Source organism: Streptomyces pratensis, assembly GCF_016804005.1.
GTDB lineage: Bacteria > Actinomycetota > Actinomycetes > Streptomycetales > Streptomycetaceae > Streptomyces > Streptomyces pratensis_A.
This window is the reverse complement of record NZ_CP051486.1, coordinates 1,896,788-1,916,317: the sequence shown is the minus strand read 5'-3', so window position 1 is coordinate 1,916,317 and position 19,530 is coordinate 1,896,788. Positions and strand designations below refer to the sequence as shown.

Genomic DNA, 19,530 nt, shown 5'->3' with positions numbered 1-19,530 from the left:
TATGACCGGTTGTTCACAGCGTCCTCGCTGTTGTTGCCTACCCGACCCGAAGGACCGGTAGGACTTTTCAAAGGAACCACCAACCTGCATGAAGCAGGCCGGGGTATCAACATATCTGGCGTTGACTTTTGGCACGCTGTTGAGTTCTCAAGGAACGGACGCTTCCTTCGGTCCCGTTTCACCGGGGCCCTCCGGGCGCTTCCCTTCGTTCTTGCGTTTCCGACTCTATCAGACTCTTTCGTGTCCGATTCCCGGTCGAAGCGGGTTACTGCTTGTTTCGCTTTCCAGTTCTTCGCTTTCGCGTTTCCCTTTCCGACGAGTCCGACTTTACCAGACTCTTTTCCGTTCCGTTTCCGGTCCGAATTTGAATCGAGTGGCCTGCGGAGTGGCCTTTGCCTTTCGGCGGATCCGACTTTATCAGAGATTCTGAGCCGGTTTTCCCGCCTCCCCCGGAGGCCTCCCGGCGCACAAGTGCGCGAGGTGCTTCCCGTTCAGGCGGAATGGCAAACGTACTGGAGCGGGGCGCCTCGATGCAAATCGAGGCGCCCCGCTCCTGGTTGGCGGCCTGCGGCCGCCGTCTCGTCAGACCTCGACGACGACCGGAAGGATCATCGGACGCCGGCGGTAGGTGTCCGAAACCCACTTGCCGACCGTGCGCCGGACCAGCTGCTGGAGCTGGTGCGGCTCCATCACGCCGTCCTGGGCCGACTTGTTGAGGGCGTCCTGGACCTTGGGCACCACGGCACTGAACGCGGAGTCGTCGATGCCGGAGCCGCGGGCCTGGATGTGAGGCCCGCCCACGATCTTGCCGGACGAGCTGTCGACCACGATGAAGACCGAGATGATCCCCTCGTCGCCGAGGATGCGGCGGTCCTTGAGGGAGGTTTCGGTGACGTCGCCGACCGAGAGGCCGTCGACGTACACGTAACCGGCCTGGACCTTGCCGACGATCTTCGCCTTGCCGTCGACGAGGTCGACCACCACGCCGTCCTCGGCGATGACGATGTGGTCCTTGGGCACACCGGTCAACGCGCCGAGTTCCGCGTTGGCCCTGAGGTGGCGCCACTCGCCGTGCACCGGCATCAGGTTCTTCGGCTTGCAGATGTTGTAGAAGTACAACAGCTCGCCGGCCGATGCGTGGCCCGAGACGTGGACCTTGGCGTTGCCCTTGTGGACGACGTTCGCGCCCCAGCGGGTCAGGCCGTTGATCACGCGGTAGACCGCGTTCTCGTTGCCCGGGATGAGCGACGACGCCAGGATCACCGTGTCACCCGGGACGATCCGGATCTGGTGATCCCTGTTGGCCATCCGGGAGAGGGCGGCCATCGGCTCGCCCTGAGAGCCCGTGCAGACCAGCACGACCTCGTCGTCCGGCAGGTCGTCGAGGGTCTTGACGTCGACGACCAGGCCTGCGGGCACCTTCAGGTAGCCCAGGTCACGCGCGATACCCATGTTGCGGACCATGGAGCGTCCGACGAAGGCGACCCTGCGGCCGTACTCGTGGGCGGCGTCCAGGATCTGCTGGATGCGGTGCACGTGGCTGGCGAAGCTGGCCACGATGATGCGCTTCTGCGCGTTGGCGAACACCGTGCGCAGGACGTTGGAGATGTCCCGCTCCGGAGGAACGAATCCGGGGACCTCGGCGTTCGTCGAGTCCGAGAGAAGAAGGTCGATACCTTCCTCGCTCAGCCGGGCGAAGGCGTGCAGGTCGGTGAGGCGGCCGTCCAGCGGGAGCTGGTCCATCTTGAAGTCACCGGTCGCGACGGCCAGGCCTGCGGGAGTGCGGATGGCCACGGCGAGAGCGTCCGGGATGGAGTGGTTGACCGCGATGAACTCGCAGTCGAACACTCCGATGCGCTCGCGCTGTCCCTCCGCCACCTCAAGGGTGTACGGACGGATCCGGTGCTCCTGGAGCTTGGCCTCGATGAGCGCGAGGGTCAGCTTGGAGCCGATCAGCGGGATGTCCGGCTTCAGGCGGAGCAGATAGGGGACGCCACCGATGTGGTCCTCGTGGCCGTGCGTGAGGACGATGCCCTCGATGTCGTCCAGGCGGTCCCGGATGGTGGTGAAGTCCGGGAGGATCAGGTCGATGCCGGGCTGCTCCTCCTCGGGGAAGAGCACACCGCAGTCGACGATGAGCAGGCGGCCGCCGTACTCGAAGACCGTCATGTTGCGGCCGATTTCGCCCAGGCCGCCCAGTGGGGTGACCCGCAGGCCGCCCTTGGGGAGCTTCGGCGGGGTACCGAGTTCAGGATGCGGATGACTCAAAAGACTCTCCTTACCACGCGCGCCACGTACCGCTGAGGGCACGTGGCGCGCATGTCATTCGTGCACTTGCTGTTGTCAGGTGGTGTTTCCGCCGCGAGTGTCCTCGCGTATTCAGTTGTGAAGTCCGTGGTTAGAGCTGTACCCCACCGGCAGCCAGATCGATCTTGAGCTGGGCCGTCTCCTGTGCGGTGAGTTCCACCAGGGGGAGGCGCAGCGGACCGGCGGGCAGGCCCTGCAGGGTGAGCGCCGCCTTGGTGGTGATGACGCCCTGGGTGCGGAACATCCCGGTGAAGACCGGGAGCAGCTTCTGGTGGATCTCCGTGGCCTTCTGCACGTCACCGCCGAGGTGCGCCTCGACGAGGGCGCGCAGCTCCGGGGTGACGACATGGCCGACGACGGAGACGAAACCGACGGCGCCGACCGACAGCAGCGGGAGGTTGAGCATGTCGTCACCGGAGTACCAGGCGAGGCCGGACTCGGCGATGGCCCAGCTGGAGCGGCCCAGGTCCCCCTTGGCGTCCTTGTTGGCGACGATCCTGGGGTGCTCGGCCAGGCGCACGAGTGTCTCTGTGTCGATCGGCACACCGCTGCGGCCGGGAATGTCGTACAGCATCACCGGGAGTCCGGTGGAGTCCGCGATGGCGTTGAAGTGCCGGAGGAGGCCCTCCTGCGGAGGCTTGTTGTAGTACGGAGTGACCGCGAGCAGGCCGTGGGCACCGCTGCGCTCGGCGGTGCGGGCGAGCTCGATGCTGTGCCGGGTGTCGTTGGTGCCGACTCCGGCGACGACGTGGGCCCGGTCTCCTACGGCTTCCAGTACAGCCCTTACGAGCTGGTCTTTCTCCGCGTCGCTGGTGGTCGGTGACTCACCCGTGGTGCCGTTGACGACCAGGCCGTCATTGCCTGCGTCCACGAGGTGGGCGGCGAGCCGCTGGGCGCCGTCGAGGTCGAGTGCGCCGTCCGCCGTGAAGGGCGTGACCATAGCGGTGAGGACCCGCCCGAAGGGGGTCTGCGGAGTGGAGATCGGAGCCATGGGTAACACGCTACTCGTTGCTCGGAGCGCCGCGCTCCCTCGGGGGACGAGGAAGAGGAGCCCGGCACTGCCTGCTCGGGGGTTCAAGCAGTGCCGGGTCCGTTTGATCAGCCTAGATGAACTTCACTAAACGTCGCAATACGGACACCGCCTACGGGGCTACCCGTCCGTTTTTGTTGAAGGCGGCATGAGTGAGGGGCATCAGGTTCTGCCAGTGCTGTTCCATCTGCTCGCCGACCATCTCGATCTCGCGCTGCGGGAAGGACGGCGCCTTGGCCAGCTCGTGCTGCGTCCGCAGGCCGAGGAAGTGCATCAGCGACCGTGCGTTGCAGGTGGCGTACATCGTGGAGAACAGGCCGACGGGGAGCACGGCGCGGGCGACCTCACGGGCGACTCCGGCGGCGAGCATCTCCTGGTAGGCGTCGTACGCCTGGCGGTACGAGTCCTCCATGGCGCGGCTCGTGACCTCGTGCTGCTCCGGGGTTCCCTCGACGAACTCGTACTTGCCGGGGCGGCCCTGCTGGATGAGCTTGCGGGACTCCCCCGGGACGTAGAAGACCGGCTCGAGCTCCCTGTAGCGGCCCGATTCCTCGTTGTAGGACCAGCCCACGCGGTGCCGCATGAACTCGCGGAACACGAAGATCGGGGCGCTGATGAAGAAGGTCATCGAGTTGTGCTCGAACGGGCTGCCGTGCCGGTCCCGCATCAGGAAGTTGATGAGCCCCTTGGAGCGCTCGGGGTCCTTCGTGACCTCTTCCAGGGACTGCTCCCCGGCCGTGGACACACGGGCTGCGAACAGCACGTCGGAGTCGCTGGCTGCCGATTTCACCAGGTCAACGGTGACATCGCTGCGGAAGTGGGCCTTCGTGGGCTCGGGGGTGTCGCTCACCGGCGGGGGTCCTTCCAATTGCTTCGCTCGGGCGGCGTCCACTCTACGGGCCTCGGAGACGGCCTCCGTCAGCGGGAAATTTTGGCGGGTTCGGCGATTCGGGGCACCGATCCGGCCTCTCGTACGTCTGACTCATTAGCAGCACCCGTCACAGAGTTCAAGGAGAGTTTCCTCATGTTCCGCCGGCGTGAATCCGTCCCGTTCTCGTTCGTTGCCGAGGCCGACCGGTTCCGCAGTAATGTCACTCCGCCTCCCCGCCAGCGCGCGAGCCGTTCCCAGCTGGCGAGTCGATCCCTCGTAGGGCTGACGCTGATCGCCGGCTTCGCCGGCTCGCTGCTCTTCGGCCTGCCCGCTCTCGACACCGACCGGACGCCTTCCCACAGTCAGACGTCCGAGGCTTCCCAGCGCCGCTGACCCGTACGGGCCCCCTGGGGTGGTCGGCCGGGGGGCTGCTCGGTAGCCTCACCGGGCACAGCAATCGAGCGTGCTTGTGAGTGAGGATCAGTCGTGCCCCTGCCCTTCCTGACGGCCGACCGCGCATTCGACGCGGACGCGGAGGACATCGCGCTGCCGTTCGACGACCACGACAGCTGGCGGCGGCCCTACCGCCCCGGCCCGTGGCGGGTCGCTGCGGCAGCCACTCTGCTGCTGCTGGCGTCCTTCATGCTGCTCGCCGCGATGATCATCACGTTCGCCGGATCGTTGTCCGGTGCCACGGCGTGTTTCGTGATCGCCGCCGTGGGGATCTCGGGCGCGTTGCGCCTGCTGCGGGTCGGTGCCTGGGTCAGCCGGCACGGCGTACGCCGGGTGGGCTTCTTCCGTACGACCACCGTGCGGTGGAAGGACGCCGCGGCGGTCCGCACGGTGCAGCAGCCGGTGAAGTGGCTCGGTTTCCCGCGCACCGTCCAGGGACAGGCCCTGATCGTGGTGCGCAGGAGCGGCGAGACGCTTGCCCCGCTGGTCACCGACCACAACGCGGACTTCCTGGCCCGCGCCGAGGCGTTCGAGCGTGCCACGGACACGATCGAGGCCTGGGACGACGAATACCGGACCGGCTGACGCCGGACGGTTCAGCGCACCACGACAAGCCGGTACGGCGCCGCTCAGGCGCGTACCGGCTTGTCCTTGTGCAGGGCGATGGCGCGCTGCATCGCCTTTCGGGCGCGCGGGGTGTCCCTCGCGTCCTGGTAGGCGACCGCCAGCCGGAACCAGCAGCGCCAGTCGTCCGGGCTGTCCTCGGTCTCCTCGCGGCGCCGAACGAACACGGCGTCCGCGGAGTCCCGGTCGATACGCCCGGAGGGGGTCCGCACCAGCTCGTCGACGGGGAGGCCGCCCTCTGTGTCCAGTTCGGCGGCCAGGGCGTTCGCCCGCCGCACGAACTGGGTGTTCTTCCAGAGGAACCAGACGCCGATCACCGGCAGGATCAGCACGGCCACGCCGAAGGTGACCGTGAGCAGTGTGCCGTGCCTGATGAGCAGGACGCCCCGGCTGCCGGCCAGGACGAAGTAGAAGACCAGGACGGCAGCGGTGACGGCGTAGGTGAGCTTTGCGCGCATGGGGTTGGGCCCAGTCAGTTCAGGTCGAGGAAGTTTTCCAGGCCGAAGGTGAGGCCGGGAGTGGTCACCACGCGGCGGGTGCCGAGAAGGATGCCCGGCATGAAGCTGCTGTGGTGCAGCGAGTCATGGCGCAGGGTGAGGGTCTCGCCCTCGCCGCCCAGCAGGACCTCCTGGTGGGCGAGGAGGCCGCGGAGCCGGACCGAGTGGACCGGTACGCCGTCGACGTCGGCGCCGCGGGCTCCGTCCAGCGCCGTGGTCGTGGCGTCGGGCTGCGGCGCCACTCCGGCCTTCTCGCGGGCCGCCGCGATGAGCTGGGCGGTGCGGGTGGCGGTGCCCGAGGGGGCGTCCGCCTTGTTCGGGTGGTGGAGCTCGATGACCTCGACGGACTCGAAGTAGCGGGCCGCCTGCTGTGCGAACCGCATCGTGAGGACCGCGCCGATTGAGAAGTTCGGTGCGATGAGCACACCGGTCTCCGGCGAGCCGGAGAGCCAGGTGTTCAGCTGCGCGAGCCGTTCGTCGGTCCAGCCGGTGGTGCCGACGACCGCGTGGATACCGTGCCGGACGCAGAAGTCGAGGTTCTCCATCACGGACGCGGGTGTGGTCAGCTCGACGACGGCCTGGGCGCCGGTCTCCGTGAGGGTCTCCAGCTTGTCGCCCCGGCCGAGTGCGGCCACCAGTTCCATGTCGTCGGCGGCCTCCACGGCTCGTACCGCTTCGGAACCGATGCGTCCCTTGGCGCCGAGAACGGCCACGCGCAGCTTGCTCATGTGTTCTTTTTCCTTACGGGGTGGTTAGGAGACCGCTTCCTGGAGGCGGTCGGCCTGCTTGTCCTTCAGCGGGCCGATGACCGAGAGCGAGGGCCGCTGTCCGAGGACGTCGGCCGCCACGGCACGGACCTCGTCGGGAGTGACCGCCGCGATCTTGGCCAGCATGTCATCGACGGACATCTGTTCGCCCCAGCAGAGCTCGCTCTTTCCGATGCGGTTCATGAGCGCGCCCGTGTCCTCCAGGCCGAGGACGGTGGAACCGGCGAGCTGGCCGACGGCACGGCCGATCTCCTCGTCGCCTAGGCCGTCCGTCGCCACGCGGTCGAGCTCGTCCCGGCAGATCTTGAGGACGTCGTGCACCTGGCTGGGACGGCAGCCCGCGTAGACGCCGAAGAGCCCGCAGTCGGCGAAACCCGAGGTGTACGAGTACACGCTGTAGGCGAGGCCGCGCTTCTCCCGTACCTCCTGGAAGAGCCGTGAGCTCATGCCGCCGCCGAGGGCTGTGTTCAGGACTCCGAGTGCCCAGCGGCGCTCGTCGGTCCTGGCCAGGCCGGGCATGCCGAGGACGACATGGGCCTGCTCGGTCTTGCGGTTGAGGAGCTCGACCTTGCCGGCGGCGCGCAAGGTGCGGGAGCCCTCGCGCGGCGCCGTGGGCACGGCGTCGGTGCGGGTGAGGGCGCCGGCGCGCTCGAAGGCCTTGCGGACCTGGCGCACGACCGTGGCGTGGTCGACGTTGCCCGCGGCGGCGACGACCAGGTGCGTGGGGTCGTAGTGCTTCTTGTAGAAGCGGGCGATCTGGCCGCGGTTCAGCGCGTTGATGGTGTCGACGGTGCCGAGGACCGGGCGGCCCAGCGGGGTGTCACCGAGCATGGTGTGCGCGAACAGATCGTGCACGCAGTCGCCCGGGTCGTCCTCCGTCATCGCGATCTCCTCGAGGATGACGCCGCGCTCGGCGTCCACGTCCTCGGGGGCGATCAGCGAGCCGGTCAGCATGTCGCAGACGACATCGATGGCCAGCGGGAGGTCGGTGTCCAGGACCCGCGCGTAGTAGCAGGTGTACTCCTTCGCCGTGAAGGCGTTCATCTCGCCGCCGACCGCGTCGATCGCGGACGAGATGTCGAGGGCGCTGCGCTTGGCCGTGCCCTTGAAGAGGAGGTGTTCGAGGTAGTGCGTCGCGCCGTTCAGGGTGGGCGTCTCGTCACGCGAACCGACGTTGGCCCAGATCCCGAAGGTGGCGGAGCGGACGGAGGGCAGGGTCTCCGTGACGACCCGGAGGCCGCCGGGGAGGACCGTACGGCGGACCGTGCCGATGCCGTTGCTGCCCTTGAGAAGCGTTTGGGTACGGGCGACGGCCCGCCCCTCCGAGGAGGGGCGGGCCGTCGTCACGGAACTACGGGACGTCACTTGTCGGTGTCGTCCTTCTTCTCGTCCTCTTCGCCCTCGATCACGGGGATGAGGGAGAGCTTGCCGCGGGAGTCGATCTCCGCGATCTCGACCTGGACCTTGGCGCCGACGCCGAGCACGTCCTCGACGTTCTCCACACGCTTGCCACCGGCGAGCTTGCGGATCTGCGAGATGTGCAGCAGACCGTCCTTGCCGGGCATCAGGGAGACGAACGCACCGAAGGTGGTGGTCTTGACGACCGTACCCAGGTAGCGCTCGCCGACCTCCGGCATGGTCGGGTTGGCGATGGCGTTGATCGTGGCGCGGGCGGCCTCGGCCTGCGAGCCCTGCTGGGCACCGATGTAGATGGTGCCGTCGTCCTCGATCGTGATGTCGGCGCCGGTGTCCTCCTGGATCTGGTTGATCATCTTGCCCTTGGGGCCGATGACCTCACCGATCTTGTCCACCGGGATCTTGACGGTGATGATCCGCGGGGCGTTCGGGGACATCTCGTCCGGGACGTCGATGGCCTCGTTCATGACGTCCAGGATGTGCAGACGGGCGTCACGGGCCTGCTTCAGCGCGGCGGCCAGGACCGAGGCGGGGATGCCGTCGAGCTTGGTGTCGAGCTGGAGCGCGGTCACGAACTGCTTCGTACCGGCGACCTTGAAGTCCATGTCACCGAAGGCGTCCTCCGCACCGAGGATGTCGGTGAGGGCGACGTAGTGGGTCTTGCCGTCGATCTCCTGCGAGATCAGGCCCATGGCGATACCGGCGACGGCGGCCTTGAGGGGCACACCGGCGTTCAGCAGGGACATGGTGGAGGCGCAGACCGAGCCCATGGACGTCGAGCCGTTGGAGCCCAGCGCCTCGGAGACCTGGCGGATCGCGTAGGGGAACTCCTCGCGCGACGGCAGCACCGGCACGATGGCGCGCTCGGCGAGCGCGCCGTGGCCGATCTCGCGGCGCTTGGGCGAGCCCACGCGGCCGGTCTCACCGACGGAGTACGGCGGGAAGTTGTAGTTGTGCATGTAGCGCTTGCGGGTCACCGGGGAGAGGGTGTCCAGCTGCTGCTCCATGCGGAGCATGTTGAGGGTGGTGACGCCCAGGATCTGGGTCTCGCCACGCTCGAACAGCGCCGAGCCGTGCACGCGCGGGATGGCCTCGACCTCGGCGGCGAGCGTACGGATGTCCGTGACGCCACGGCCGTCGATGCGGACCTTGTCCTTGATGACGCGCTCGCGGACCAGCTTCTTGGTCAGCGCGCGGTACGCACCGGAGATCTCCTTCTCGCGGCCCTCGAAGGCCGGGAGGAGCTTCTCGCCCGCGATCTCCTTGATGCGGTCCAGCTCCGCCTCGCGCTCCTGCTTGCCGGCGATGGTGAGCGCCTTGGCCAGCTCGGTGCTGACGGCCTTGCCGAGCGCCTCCAGGACGTCGTCCTGGTAGTCGAGGAAGACCGGGAACTCGCCGGTGGGCTTGGCAGCCTTGGCGGCGAGGTCGGACTGGGCCTTGCAGAGCGCCTTGATGAAGGGCTTCGCGGCCTCGAGACCGGCGGCGACGACCTCTTCGGTCGGGGCCTCGGCGCCGTCCTTGACGAGCTGGATGGTCTTCTCGGTGGCCTCGGCCTCGACCATCATGATCGCGACGTCGCCGTCCTCGAGGACGCGACCGGCGACGACCATGTCGAAGACGGCGTCCTCGAGCTCGGTGTGCGTCGGGAAGGCGACCCACTGGCCCTTGATCAGGGCGACGCGGGTGGCGCCGATCGGGCCGGAGAAGGGCAGGCCCGCCAGGATCGTGGAAGCGGAGGCGGCGTTGATCGCGACCACGTCGTACAGGTGGTCGGGGTTGAGCGCCATGATCGTCTCGACGATCTGGATCTCGTTGCGCAGGCCCTTCTTGAAGGAGGGGCGCAGCGGGCGGTCGATCAGGCGGCAGGTGAGGATCGCGTCCTCGGAGGGCCGGCCCTCACGACGGAAGAAGGAGCCGGGGATCTTGCCGGCCGCGTACTGCCGCTCCTCGACGTCCACCGTGAGGGGGAAGAAGTCGAGCTGGTCCTTGGGCCGCTTGGAAGCGGTCGTGGCCGACAGCACCATGGTGTCGTCGTCCAGGTATGCGACGGCGGAGCCTGCGGCCTGCTTGGCCAGGCGGCCCGTCTCGAAGCGGATGGTGCGGGTGCCGAAAGTACCGTTGTCGATCACGGCTTCGGCGTAGTGGGTCTCGTTCTCCACTAGTGATTTCTCCATACTCGTCGTCTTTCGTCCTGCCGCCCGTGTGGCGGAGGACGGTGCGGAGAAGCGCACCGTGTGTGCGGGCCGGTCTTCGATCGAAGCTCCCGGGCGTTGCCCCGGGGGCCACTACCGAGGACCGGCGGCGGCCGTGGGGCGCCTCTCCTCGTTCCGTTGTCGTACGTCCAGGTTACTGAGCCGGACCCGGTTCACGCACGTACAGCAAAGGGAGCGGCCCCCTGGAACCGGGGTGCCGCTCCCTCTCACAGCGTCCTTACTTGGCGCCGCCGGCCGCACCACGGCGGATGCCGAGGCGGTCGACGAGCGCACGGAAGCGCTGGATGTCCTTCTTGGCAAGGTACTGCAGAAGACGGCGACGCTGGCCGACGAGGATCAGCAGACCCCGGCGGGAGTGGTGGTCGTGCTTGTGCGTCTTGAGGTGCTCCGTCAGGTCCGAGATCCGGCGGGAGAGCATGGCGACCTGGACCTCGGGGGATCCGGTGTCACCCTCCTTCTGGGCGAACTCGGACATGATCTGCTTCTTCGTAGCGGCGTCGAGCGGCACGCGTACTCCTCTTGGTGTTCGATGCGCCCACGAGTGCCCCTGGTCTTGATCTCAGGGGAACTTCCATGACTCGGAGGCGAAGGTCCGATGAGCGCAGCTTCCAGGTCGACCCCGGAGGCGCGTACACAAACGGCCGTCACACAGCGTACCAGTCGCCGTGGACCCGCTTGCCCGTCGTGCCGGCGGATCAGCTGGTGAGCGCCCGGATCGAGTGGTAGACGTCGAAAACGGCGAGGCACAGCGGCAGCAGCGTCAGGAGCACGCACGCCTCGGCGACCTCCAGGAAGCGGCCCCAGAACGGCGTGACCCCCTTGCGCGGCACGATCAGTCCGATGGCGGTGATCAGCGCGGCGACACCGGCGACCGCGGCGGTGAGCCAGATCGTACGGATGTCGAGTCCCGCGCCGTCCCCCTTGAGCGCCTCGCGGATCAGCTCGACCGGCGGGTTGAGCGACAGCCCGAGGCCGAGGAGCACGAGTGCGGCGAGGCCTGCTCCCAGGGCGCAGCCGACCTGGGCCGTGTAGCGGAACAGGTGGGCGCGCATCAGCATCGCGACCCCGGTGGCGAGCGCCAGCAGCTGGCCCCAGACGCTGTCCGAGAAACCGAGCACCGCAGCGGCTCCCACGGCCACCAGGGCGCATCCGCCGACCAGGCCGAGGAGCAGTTCGTGGCCGCGCCGCGCCTGGGCCGTGATGCGGTCGGCGTCGACCGGCCCCTGTGGCGCCGGGTCGGACGTCCCGTAGTCACCGGCGGTGGTGCGGGGCGGCTCGAAGCCGATCGGGAGGCGGGCGAAACGGGTGGAGAGACCGGGCAGGAAGGCGAGGAGCCCCACGGAGAGGGGGGCACAAACGGCTGCGGTCTCGGCCGGCTCCATGCCGGTCATGATCGCGATGAAGGTGACCAGTACGCCGATGACGGAGGCGAACACGAAGGCGACGAAGGTGCCGTCGCCTTCGGGAGCGGCGATCATGAGGATCACGGACGCCACCAGCACGGCGGCGCAGGCGAGCAGGAACTGCAGCCTGCCGATGCCCTGGCCCGCACTGAGCGGCAGGAGCCCGGCACCGGCGACCGCGGCGTTGGCGAGTACGCCGATCCCCAGCGCGATCGACGAACCACGGTCCGCGTAGACCCGCGCGCGCACGCAGGCCATGGCGAGGAGGAGCAGGGCGGTCACGGCGGCGAGGATGCCCGGCAGGCCGTGCATGTCGTGCCGCACGTCCGAGGTCCACAGGACGAAGCCGAGCAGGACCAGCAGGACCGACCCGCCGAAGAGCCCGGCCGAGCGCATGAGGCTGTCACCCCAGAGGGTGCGGTCCCGGGCGACGGCGGTGGCGACCGCGTCGGAGACGTCGTCGAAGACCGCGGGGGGCAGCGACTCGGAGAAGGGCCGCAGGGACAGCAGCTCGCCGTCGAGGATGCGCTGGCCTGCCAGCGTGCGCCCGCTGTCGAGGACGGTGCCGTCACGGCGCACGAGGTGGTAGCCGACGGGGGCGCCCTGGGCGGGGCTCTGCCCGGACAGCCGGAGGATCTCCGGGTACAGGTCGGCGACGGGGATGTCCTCGGGCAGCGCCACGTCGACGCGGCTGTCGGGCGCGACGACCGTGACCCGGCAGAATCCGGTTCCGTTGCCGGCCGGAACTCCGGGACCCGGCCGCCCGGATCCGGTAGCCGCCGTTTGGGCCGTCATAGTCACGTGCTGCTCCCCCTTGTTGTCCTGCTGGAATCTCCTGAAACGCACCCCTGGATCACGAGCTCTGCCTGCGTCCCGAATGACCCATTTTTTTGCGGTAGTTAGCGGATGCGTACACGCGTCGCGACACCCTACCGCCCTCGGGTCACGGGGTACGCCAGTAGGATCCTCCCGCGGACGGAACCCGTCGCCACGGGGGCGCCGATAGGAACAGTTCCGTCCGGCAAGGGAATTGGTGAGCTGTGAGCCAGATCGTCGTCAAGCGCCCACCGCGGGCCCTCCCCTCCGAAGTTCCGGGCGAGCAGGTGCAGTTGCAACCTCCGCCGGAGTTGCCCCGCGGGCAGCAGGAGGGGGTGATGATGCAGCTGCTGCCGATGCTCGGCATGGGTGGTTCCGTCGTCTTCTTCTTCATGACACCGAACCCGATCATGCGGATCATGGGCATGATCATGATCGCGTCGACGATCGCTATGGCCATCGCGATGATCATCCGCTTCCGGCGCGGTACCCAGGGTCAGCTCGCGGACATGCGGCGCGACTATCTGAAGTACCTGACGCAGACCAGGCGTGCCGTGCTGCGGACCGCCCGGCAACAGCGCGACGCGCAGTTCTACCTCCACCCCTCCCCGGAGCAGCTGTGGGCGCTCGTCGCCGAGGGCAGCAGGGTGTGGGAGCGCCGGGTCGGGGACGCGGACTTCGCGCACGTACGCATCGGCCTGGGCAGCCAGGAGCTCGCCACGCCGCTCGTCGCACCCGACACAGCACCGGTCGACGAGCTGGAGCCGCTCACCGCCGGGGCGATGCAGCAGTTCCTGACGACCCACAGCACACTGGACGGCCTGCCGATGGCGGTCTCGCTCCGTGCCTTCTACCACCTGACGGTCAGCGGCGAGGCGGAGTCCGCGCGGGCCACGGCCCGCGCGATGGTCGGCGCGCTCGCCTCACTGCACTCCCCCGAGGACCTGATCATCGCCGTCGCGACCGGCCGCGAGGCCGCTCCGCGCTGGGACTGGACGAAGTGGCTCCCGCACGTCCAGGTGCGCGGCTCCATCGACGGGGCCGGCAGCCGGCGCCTGATCAGCACGAGTGTGGTCGAGCTGGAGGAGATGCTGGCGGGTCACCTCGAGGGCCGGCCCCGCTTCCAGCCGGGTGGCCAGCCGCTCCTCGACCAGCCGCATGTCGTCGTGGTCCTGGACGGCGAGTTGGTGCCGGCGACGTCCGCGCTCGCCTCGGCCGAGGGCCTTCAGGGCGTGACGGTCGTCGAGATCGTCACGGGCCAGGTCCATGGAGCGCGCGGCGGCCTCTCCATCGTGGTGGACCCCCACTCGCTGCAGCTGGAGTCGGGGCACGGTCTGGTGTACGACGGTCTTCCCGACCTGCTGAGCCACGAGGCCGCGGAGGCACTGGCGAGGCAGCTGGCCCCGCTCCACGTGGCCACGGGCGGGGACGACGACGAACCGCTGCTCGCCAATCTGGAGTTCACCGACCTGCTGAACCTCGGTGACGCGGCCTCTGTCGACGTGAGCCGGACCTGGCGGGCCCGCTCGCAGGCCGAGCGGCTGCGGGTCCCGATCGGCGTGGGCGAGGACGGCGCGCCGGTGATGCTGGACCTCAAGGAGGCCGCTCAGGAGGGCATGGGCCCGCACGGCCTGTGTGTCGGCGCCACCGGTTCCGGCAAGTCCGAGCTGCTCCGTACGCTCGTGCTCGGCCTGGCCGTCACCCATACCTCGGAGACGCTCAACTTCGTCCTCGCCGACTTCAAGGGCGGCGCCACCTTCGCCGGTATGGCGCAGATGCCCCACGTCGCCGCCGTGATCACCAACCTCGCCGACGACCTGACGCTGGTCGACCGCATGGGCGACTCCATCAGCGGTGAGCTCAACCGCCGCCAGGAGATGCTGCGCGACGCGGGCAACTACGCCAACATCCACGACTACGAGAAGGCGCGGGCGGCCGGCGCCCCGCTGCAGCCCATCCCCTCTCTCGTCCTGGTCATCGACGAGTTCAGCGAGCTGCTCACAGCCAAGCCGGACTTCATCGAGATGTTCGTCCAGATCGGGCGCATCGGCCGTTCGCTGGGCGTCCATCTGCTGCTGGCCTCGCAGCGCCTCGAAGAGGGGCGTCTCCGCGGCCTGGAGACCTACCTCTCGTACCGGATCGGTCTGCGTACGTTCTCCGCGGGCGAGTCCCGCGCGGCGCTGGGTGTACCGGACGCCTACCACCTGCCCAATGTCCCCGGTTCGGGCTACCTGAAGTACGGGACCGACGAGATGGTGCGCTTCAAGGCGGCATACGTCTCCGGGGTGTACCGCTCGGGCGCCCAGCCGGCCGCGTCCTCCGGCCCGCTGCCGGTGGACCGCAGGCCCGTGGTGTTCACCGCTGCTCCCGTACCGGTGCGCTACGTGCAGCCGACGGCGCAGGCCGGCGTGCCCGAGGCGCGTAAGGCCGAGGACGACGCCCTGGCCGACACCGTGCTCGACGTGATCGTGCGCCGGCTGGAGGGACGGGGTGCCTCCGCGCACCAGGTGTGGCTGCCTCCGCTGGACAACCCTCCGTCGTTCGACGAGCTCCTGCCGGGGCTCTCCGCGGTCGAGGGCCGTGGCCTGACGCAGCCCGGCTTCGAGGGCTCGGGGCGTCTCGTCGTACCGCTGGGTGTGGTCGACAAGCCTTACGAGCAGCGCCGCGACACGCTCTACCGGGACTTCTCCGGCGCTGCGGGCCACATGCAGATCACAGGTGGCCCGCAGTCGGGCAAGTCCACGCTCCTGCGCACACTCATCGCCGGCTTCGCCCTCACCCACACGCCCCACGAGGTCCAGTTCTACGGCCTCGACTTCGGTGGCGGTGGTCTGAGCTCGGTCTCCGGACTGCCTCACGTCGGAGGGATCGCGTCCCGGCTCGACCCCGAGCGGGTGCGCCGTACGGTCGCCGAGGTGTACGGCATCATGGCGCGCCGTGAGGAGTACTTCCGCAGCGCCGGCATCGACTCCATCGCCACCTTCCGCAGGATGCGTGCGCGCGGCGAGATCTCGGCGACGGACCAGCCGTGGGGTGACGTCTTCCTAATCATCGACGGCTGGGGCAACTTCAGGACGGACTACGAGGGCCTGGAATCGGCGGCCGTGGACATCGCGCAGCGCGGTCTCGGCTACGGCATCCACCTGATCGTAACGGCGTCGCGTTCCATGGAGGTCCGGGCCAACCTGAAGGACCACCTGATGAACCGGCTCGAACTGCGGCTCGGTGACGTCATGGACTCCGAACTGGACCGCAAGGCCGCGGTCAACGTGCCCGCCGGCGTACCCGGTCGCGGTCTCACGCCGGAGAAGCTGCACTTCATGGCGGCGGTACCACGGATCGACGGCATCAACTCCGACAGCGACCTCTCCGAGGCCACGGCGGCCATGAACCAGGAGGTCGCCCGTCACTGGACCGCGGCTCCCGCCCCGGCCGTCCGGCTGCTGCCCCGCGAACTCCCCGCCCACGAGCTGCCCGCGGGCTACGCGCAGCCGGAACGGGGCATCGCGTTCGGTATCGACGAGAACAACCTGGAGCCGGTCTTCCTCGACTTCGAGCGGGACCCGTTCTTCCTGGTGTTCGGCGAGAGCGAGTCAGGCAAGTCCAATCTGCTGCGCCTCCTCATCAAGCAGCTGACCGAGCGGTACGACGGGAACGCGGCCAAGTTCTTCGTCATCGACAACCGGCGAGCGCTGCTGGACGTCACCCCCGCCACGCACCTGGCGGAGTACGTGCCCATGTCCAACAACATGGACCACCACGCGGACGCGCTGTACGACCTGATGAAGCGCCGCACCCCCTCGCCCGAGGTCACGGCCCAGGAGCTGCGTGACCGCAGCTGGTGGAGCGGCCCGACGGTGTTCGTGGTCGTCGACGACTACGACCTGGTGTCGACGTCCAGCGGGAACCCGCTGGCGAAGCTCACGGAGATGCTGCCGTTCTCCCGGGACGTCGGCGTCCGGTTCATCATCGCCCGCAGCACGGCGGGAGCAGGCCGCGCTCTGTACGAGCCCTTCCTGCAACGCATCCTGGAACTGGGTGCGCAGGGCGTGATGCTGTCCGGCGACCCGGTCGAGGGAGACATCCTCGGCAACGTACGACCGCGTCCGATGCCCCCGGGGCGCGGGGTCTTCGTCACCCGGCGACGCGGGAATCCGCTGGTGCAGTCCGGGCTCATGGACGGCGACCGGTAACCGACGTCAGCGGGGCGGCGCGGACTCATCGCCTCACGGTCGGTGTGCGCCGCCCCGTCTCCGTCCGTACATCGACGCGGGCGACCGCCGCCCCTCCCGTCTCCTGGCAGACGTGATTCCGAAAGTCCGGCGCCGCCGGCACACACTGGAGGTTCCACCCATGGCATGGGCCGAGTGGGAACAACTGAAGGCCGACGCGGCTGCCAACAGCGGCTCCCAGATGCAGCTCAACAGCTCCGGAGGCAGTGGCGGTGGGAAGAAGGGTGACCTCGCCGTCAACGACACCGACCTGTCGGACGTACGCGACGAGGCCTCGAAGCTGAACACGCGCCTCTGGAAGGAGGGCCGCGTCGCGGTGCCCACCAGCGAGACGGCAGCGGGCAACCTCACCACCCAGGGGTTCGAGCTCGGCGGCGCCCTCCAGCACGTGGCGGACCGGTGGGACGTACAGCTCAAGTCCCTCATGGACGCGTGTGGGCACATAGCGAATCACATGGACTTCACGAAGTACGTGCATCAGGGCGACGACCAGTACGTGAGAAGCCGGGTCAGCAGCATCGCCGCGCTCGACCAGGCTTTCGACGACCACAACGCGCCCAAGGGTGAGACGAACAAGGCGGACAACTGATGGATCTCGAGACCCTGCGCTTCGCCAAGTTCGGGCAGTTGGACGCGGCCGTCACCGACTGGTCGACCATGGTGACCAACCTCGCCACCCTGAAGGAAGATGCCCGGGACGGCCTCAAGGCAAAAGCCGAGAAGGCCGACTGGTCGGGCGAGAACGCCAATGTCACCAAAGGGTTCGTCGACAAGACGGTGCGCGAGTTCGATGACGCCCACAAGCAGGCCAAGTCCCTGTGGAGCATCCTCAAGGACACGCGCGACGAGTTGAAGGTGTACCAGGGGCAGCTGAACGACGCCCTGGAACGCGGCCTGAAGAAGAACCTCACGGTCACCACGACAGGCGGTGGTGGCTTCACGGTCACGATGAACATCCACCCGGACCGTGCGGCCAAGGGCACGACTGTTCCCGACCACGGCCAGAGCGACGTCACCGCGCTCCGCGACGAGCTCCAGAAGATCCTCGACAAGGCCACCGAGAGCGACAAGACGGGCTCCACCGCCCTCAGGGCCTTGGCGGACCAGGCCGATCTCGGATTCACGGGCGCCGAGTACAAGGACCGGGACACCGCGGCCAACGCGATCAAGCAGGCCGACGAGCTCTCGGCACTCGCGAAGAAGAAGCCTGAGGACCTCACGGTCAAGGAGTTCGACAAGCTGAACGCCGGGCTGGGGAAGATGTCGGGCGACGAGCTGTTCGCCGCCCGTTTCGCGGAGAATCTGAAGGCACAGGGGACGCTGGACTTCTGGGCAGGTCTGAACGATCCCCACCGCGCCTATGACATCGGCAGGGAGAGGGTCGACCAGTACGACGAACTCCAGAAGAACCTGAGCCTCACCCTGGCGACCGCCAGTCAGAGCGACTCGCAGGGAATGACGACCTGGAAGCGCGACATGGTGGAACTCGGCAGCCAGCCGATTTCCAAGAACTCCGGCACCCTGGGCTTCCAGGTGATGAGCAACCTGATGCGATGGGGGAACTATGACAACAAGTTCCTCGATGACTACGGCAATGAGCTGATCAAGACCGAGAAGAAGTTCACCGACAACGGGCGCCACGGCGCCTGGCAGCACATGGGGATGGACCCTCTCCTCAACCGGACGGGATCCGACTCGGGGTCGGATCCGATGACCGGCTTCATGAGGGCTCTCTCGAACAGTCCTGACGCTGCGACGGAGTTCTTCAGCGACACCTTCGTCACGAAGGATGAGGATCACGACTTCAAGGAGGACACGGACGGGGACGGAAAGAAGGGGATGAGGGAGCTCAGCAACTTCGACTACCTCTTCGAGGAGCGGGACTGGCCGGAGGACCGGAACGACAAGGGCGACGACAGCATCTCCGGGCGGAACAACATGGCTTTGGCTCTCGAAGCAGCGATAACGGGACACGCCGCGGGTGAGCAACCGCCAGAGAACGCACCAGCACACACCGCCCAACAGGCAAATCTGATGGAGAGCGTTGTCGGTTCAATTGCTGACGATCCTAGCCGCTTGTCCGACCACGGTTATATGTCCGACAGTATCGGGCAGATCGCAGCCGAATACATGCCGGACATTCACCGCGGCTTGCATCCGGGCGAGTCCGGAGAAGAGACCCTGTTCCCCCTCGCAGGTTCACAGGCAAAACTCGGCGAGACGGATATAACCCGCTTCCTCTACACGCTCGGCCAAAATCCTGAAGGATACGCCTCGGTCAATGCTGCTCAGCACAGCTACACCACCAATTTGATGGAGCACCACTTCAGAAACCCTGATGCATACATCGGCACGGATCCATCCTTCACGCAGGCTCAGAACCTGAAGGCTGGAATCGAGGCTGTTGCCACCGTGGCAGGCGAAGTCGAGGGCACCATCGGAGCAGGACGCGCATACCAGGGCGAGTTGGACGGAGGCGCCAAGGACGCCGAGTACAACAAGGCCATTGAAACGACAAGCACCTTGGTGGGAAGCGCTGTCGGGATCGGCGTCGGCCTCGGCACGGCGCCGTACGTCGGGCCAGGTGGAGTGATTGTCGGAGGTATCGCCGGGACCGCTGCTGAAGAAATCATCGGAGCAATCACCGAAGGCTCCTTGAGGGACAGCAGCGATAAGGTGATCTACAGCAACGGGCAAGCCATGGACGGCACCAAAGAATCCACGTACAAACTCGTCGAATTGGCTGCCGAAAAGGCTGGCCAGAGTTCAGGGAACCCTTCGCCACACATCAACGCAACAGTGGCAGGTGCAGCGGAACAGGGATTTAATAACGCTAAGTCCAACGTGCATGACGCTTTCGAGGGCGAAGGCATCCCGAAGCAGCTCGAAAAGAAGGGTTAA

Annotated in this window: 14 protein-coding genes; 5 read left to right on the top strand and 9 right to left on the bottom strand. The window is 67.7% G+C overall.

Going from position 1 to position 19,530, the window contains the following annotated elements; genetic code table 11:
* Positions 1-582 precede the first annotated feature (582 nt).
* From HED23_RS08550 to thyX, 3 genes are all read right to left on the bottom strand, one after another.
* Positions 583-2,268, bottom strand: coding sequence for a ribonuclease J (locus HED23_RS08550; RefSeq protein WP_203182805.1), 1,686 nt, complete (start codon positions 2,266-2,268; stop codon positions 583-585).
* A 130-nt stretch (positions 2,269-2,398) separates the two neighbouring features.
* Positions 2,399-3,298, bottom strand: coding sequence for a 4-hydroxy-tetrahydrodipicolinate synthase (gene dapA, locus HED23_RS08545; RefSeq protein ID WP_203182804.1), 900 nt, complete (start codon positions 3,296-3,298; stop codon positions 2,399-2,401).
* A 151-nt stretch (positions 3,299-3,449) separates the two neighbouring features.
* Positions 3,450-4,187 (bottom strand): FAD-dependent thymidylate synthase, encoded by a 738-nt coding sequence (thyX, locus tag HED23_RS08540; protein WP_203182803.1) that lies wholly within the window; start codon positions 4,185-4,187, stop codon positions 3,450-3,452.
* 174 nt (positions 4,188-4,361) lie between these two features.
* Here thyX and HED23_RS08535 point away from each other — a divergent pair, with 174 nt between their 5' ends.
* Positions 4,362-4,601, top strand: coding sequence for a hypothetical protein (locus HED23_RS08535; protein ID WP_203182802.1), 240 nt, complete (start codon positions 4,362-4,364; stop codon positions 4,599-4,601).
* A gap of 93 nt (positions 4,602-4,694) precedes the next feature.
* The gene (locus tag HED23_RS08530; protein WP_203182801.1) at positions 4,695-5,246 is read left to right on the top strand and encodes a hypothetical protein; all 552 of its coding nucleotides are present in this window, start codon (positions 4,695-4,697) and stop codon (positions 5,244-5,246) included.
* Positions 5,247-5,290: 44 nt separating this feature from the next.
* Here HED23_RS08530 and HED23_RS08525 read toward each other — a convergent pair whose 3' ends face one another.
* The 6 genes from HED23_RS08525 to eccD all read right to left on the bottom strand — a co-directional run bounded on the left by HED23_RS08525 (position 5,291) and on the right by eccD (position 12,376).
* Entirely contained in the window at positions 5,291-5,743 is a 453-nt protein-coding gene (locus tag HED23_RS08525) for a tetratricopeptide repeat protein (protein WP_203182800.1), read from the bottom strand.
* Between the two features lie 14 nt (positions 5,744-5,757).
* Positions 5,758-6,510: a 4-hydroxy-tetrahydrodipicolinate reductase gene (gene dapB / locus HED23_RS08520; protein WP_203182799.1), complete on the bottom strand. Its 753-nt coding sequence runs from the start codon at positions 6,508-6,510 to the stop codon at positions 5,758-5,760.
* Between the two features lie 24 nt (positions 6,511-6,534).
* Positions 6,535-7,914, bottom strand: coding sequence for a M16 family metallopeptidase (locus HED23_RS08515; RefSeq protein WP_203182798.1), 1,380 nt, complete (start codon positions 7,912-7,914; stop codon positions 6,535-6,537).
* Positions 7,911-10,124, bottom strand: coding sequence for a polyribonucleotide nucleotidyltransferase (locus tag HED23_RS08510; RefSeq protein WP_203187405.1), 2,214 nt, complete (start codon positions 10,122-10,124; stop codon positions 7,911-7,913). The genes HED23_RS08515 and HED23_RS08510 overlap by 4 nt, the downstream gene beginning before the upstream one ends.
* Positions 10,125-10,395: 271 nt before the next feature.
* Positions 10,396-10,686, bottom strand: a complete 291-nt coding sequence (rpsO, locus tag HED23_RS08505; protein ID WP_003965855.1) for a 30S ribosomal protein S15 — start codon at positions 10,684-10,686, stop codon at positions 10,396-10,398.
* Between the two features lie 187 nt (positions 10,687-10,873).
* Positions 10,874-12,376, bottom strand: coding sequence for a type VII secretion integral membrane protein EccD (gene eccD, locus HED23_RS08500; RefSeq protein WP_203182797.1), 1,503 nt, complete (start codon positions 12,374-12,376; stop codon positions 10,874-10,876).
* A 245-nt stretch (positions 12,377-12,621) separates the two neighbouring features.
* On the opposite strand from eccD, the gene eccCa reads away from it, so the two are divergent.
* From eccCa to HED23_RS08485, 3 genes are all read left to right on the top strand, one after another.
* Positions 12,622-16,590 carry a type VII secretion protein EccCa gene (eccCa, locus tag HED23_RS08495; protein WP_203182796.1) on the top strand — a complete coding sequence of 1,323 codons (3,969 nt, stop codon included), beginning with the start codon at positions 12,622-12,624 and terminating at the stop codon, positions 16,588-16,590.
* Between the two features lie 160 nt (positions 16,591-16,750).
* Positions 16,751-17,218 (top strand): hypothetical protein, encoded by a 468-nt coding sequence (locus HED23_RS08490; protein WP_203182795.1) that lies wholly within the window; start codon positions 16,751-16,753, stop codon positions 17,216-17,218.
* Positions 17,218-19,530: a DUF6571 family protein gene (locus HED23_RS08485; protein WP_203182794.1), complete on the top strand. Its 2,313-nt coding sequence runs from the start codon at positions 17,218-17,220 to the stop codon at positions 19,528-19,530. The genes HED23_RS08490 and HED23_RS08485 overlap by 1 nt, the downstream gene beginning before the upstream one ends.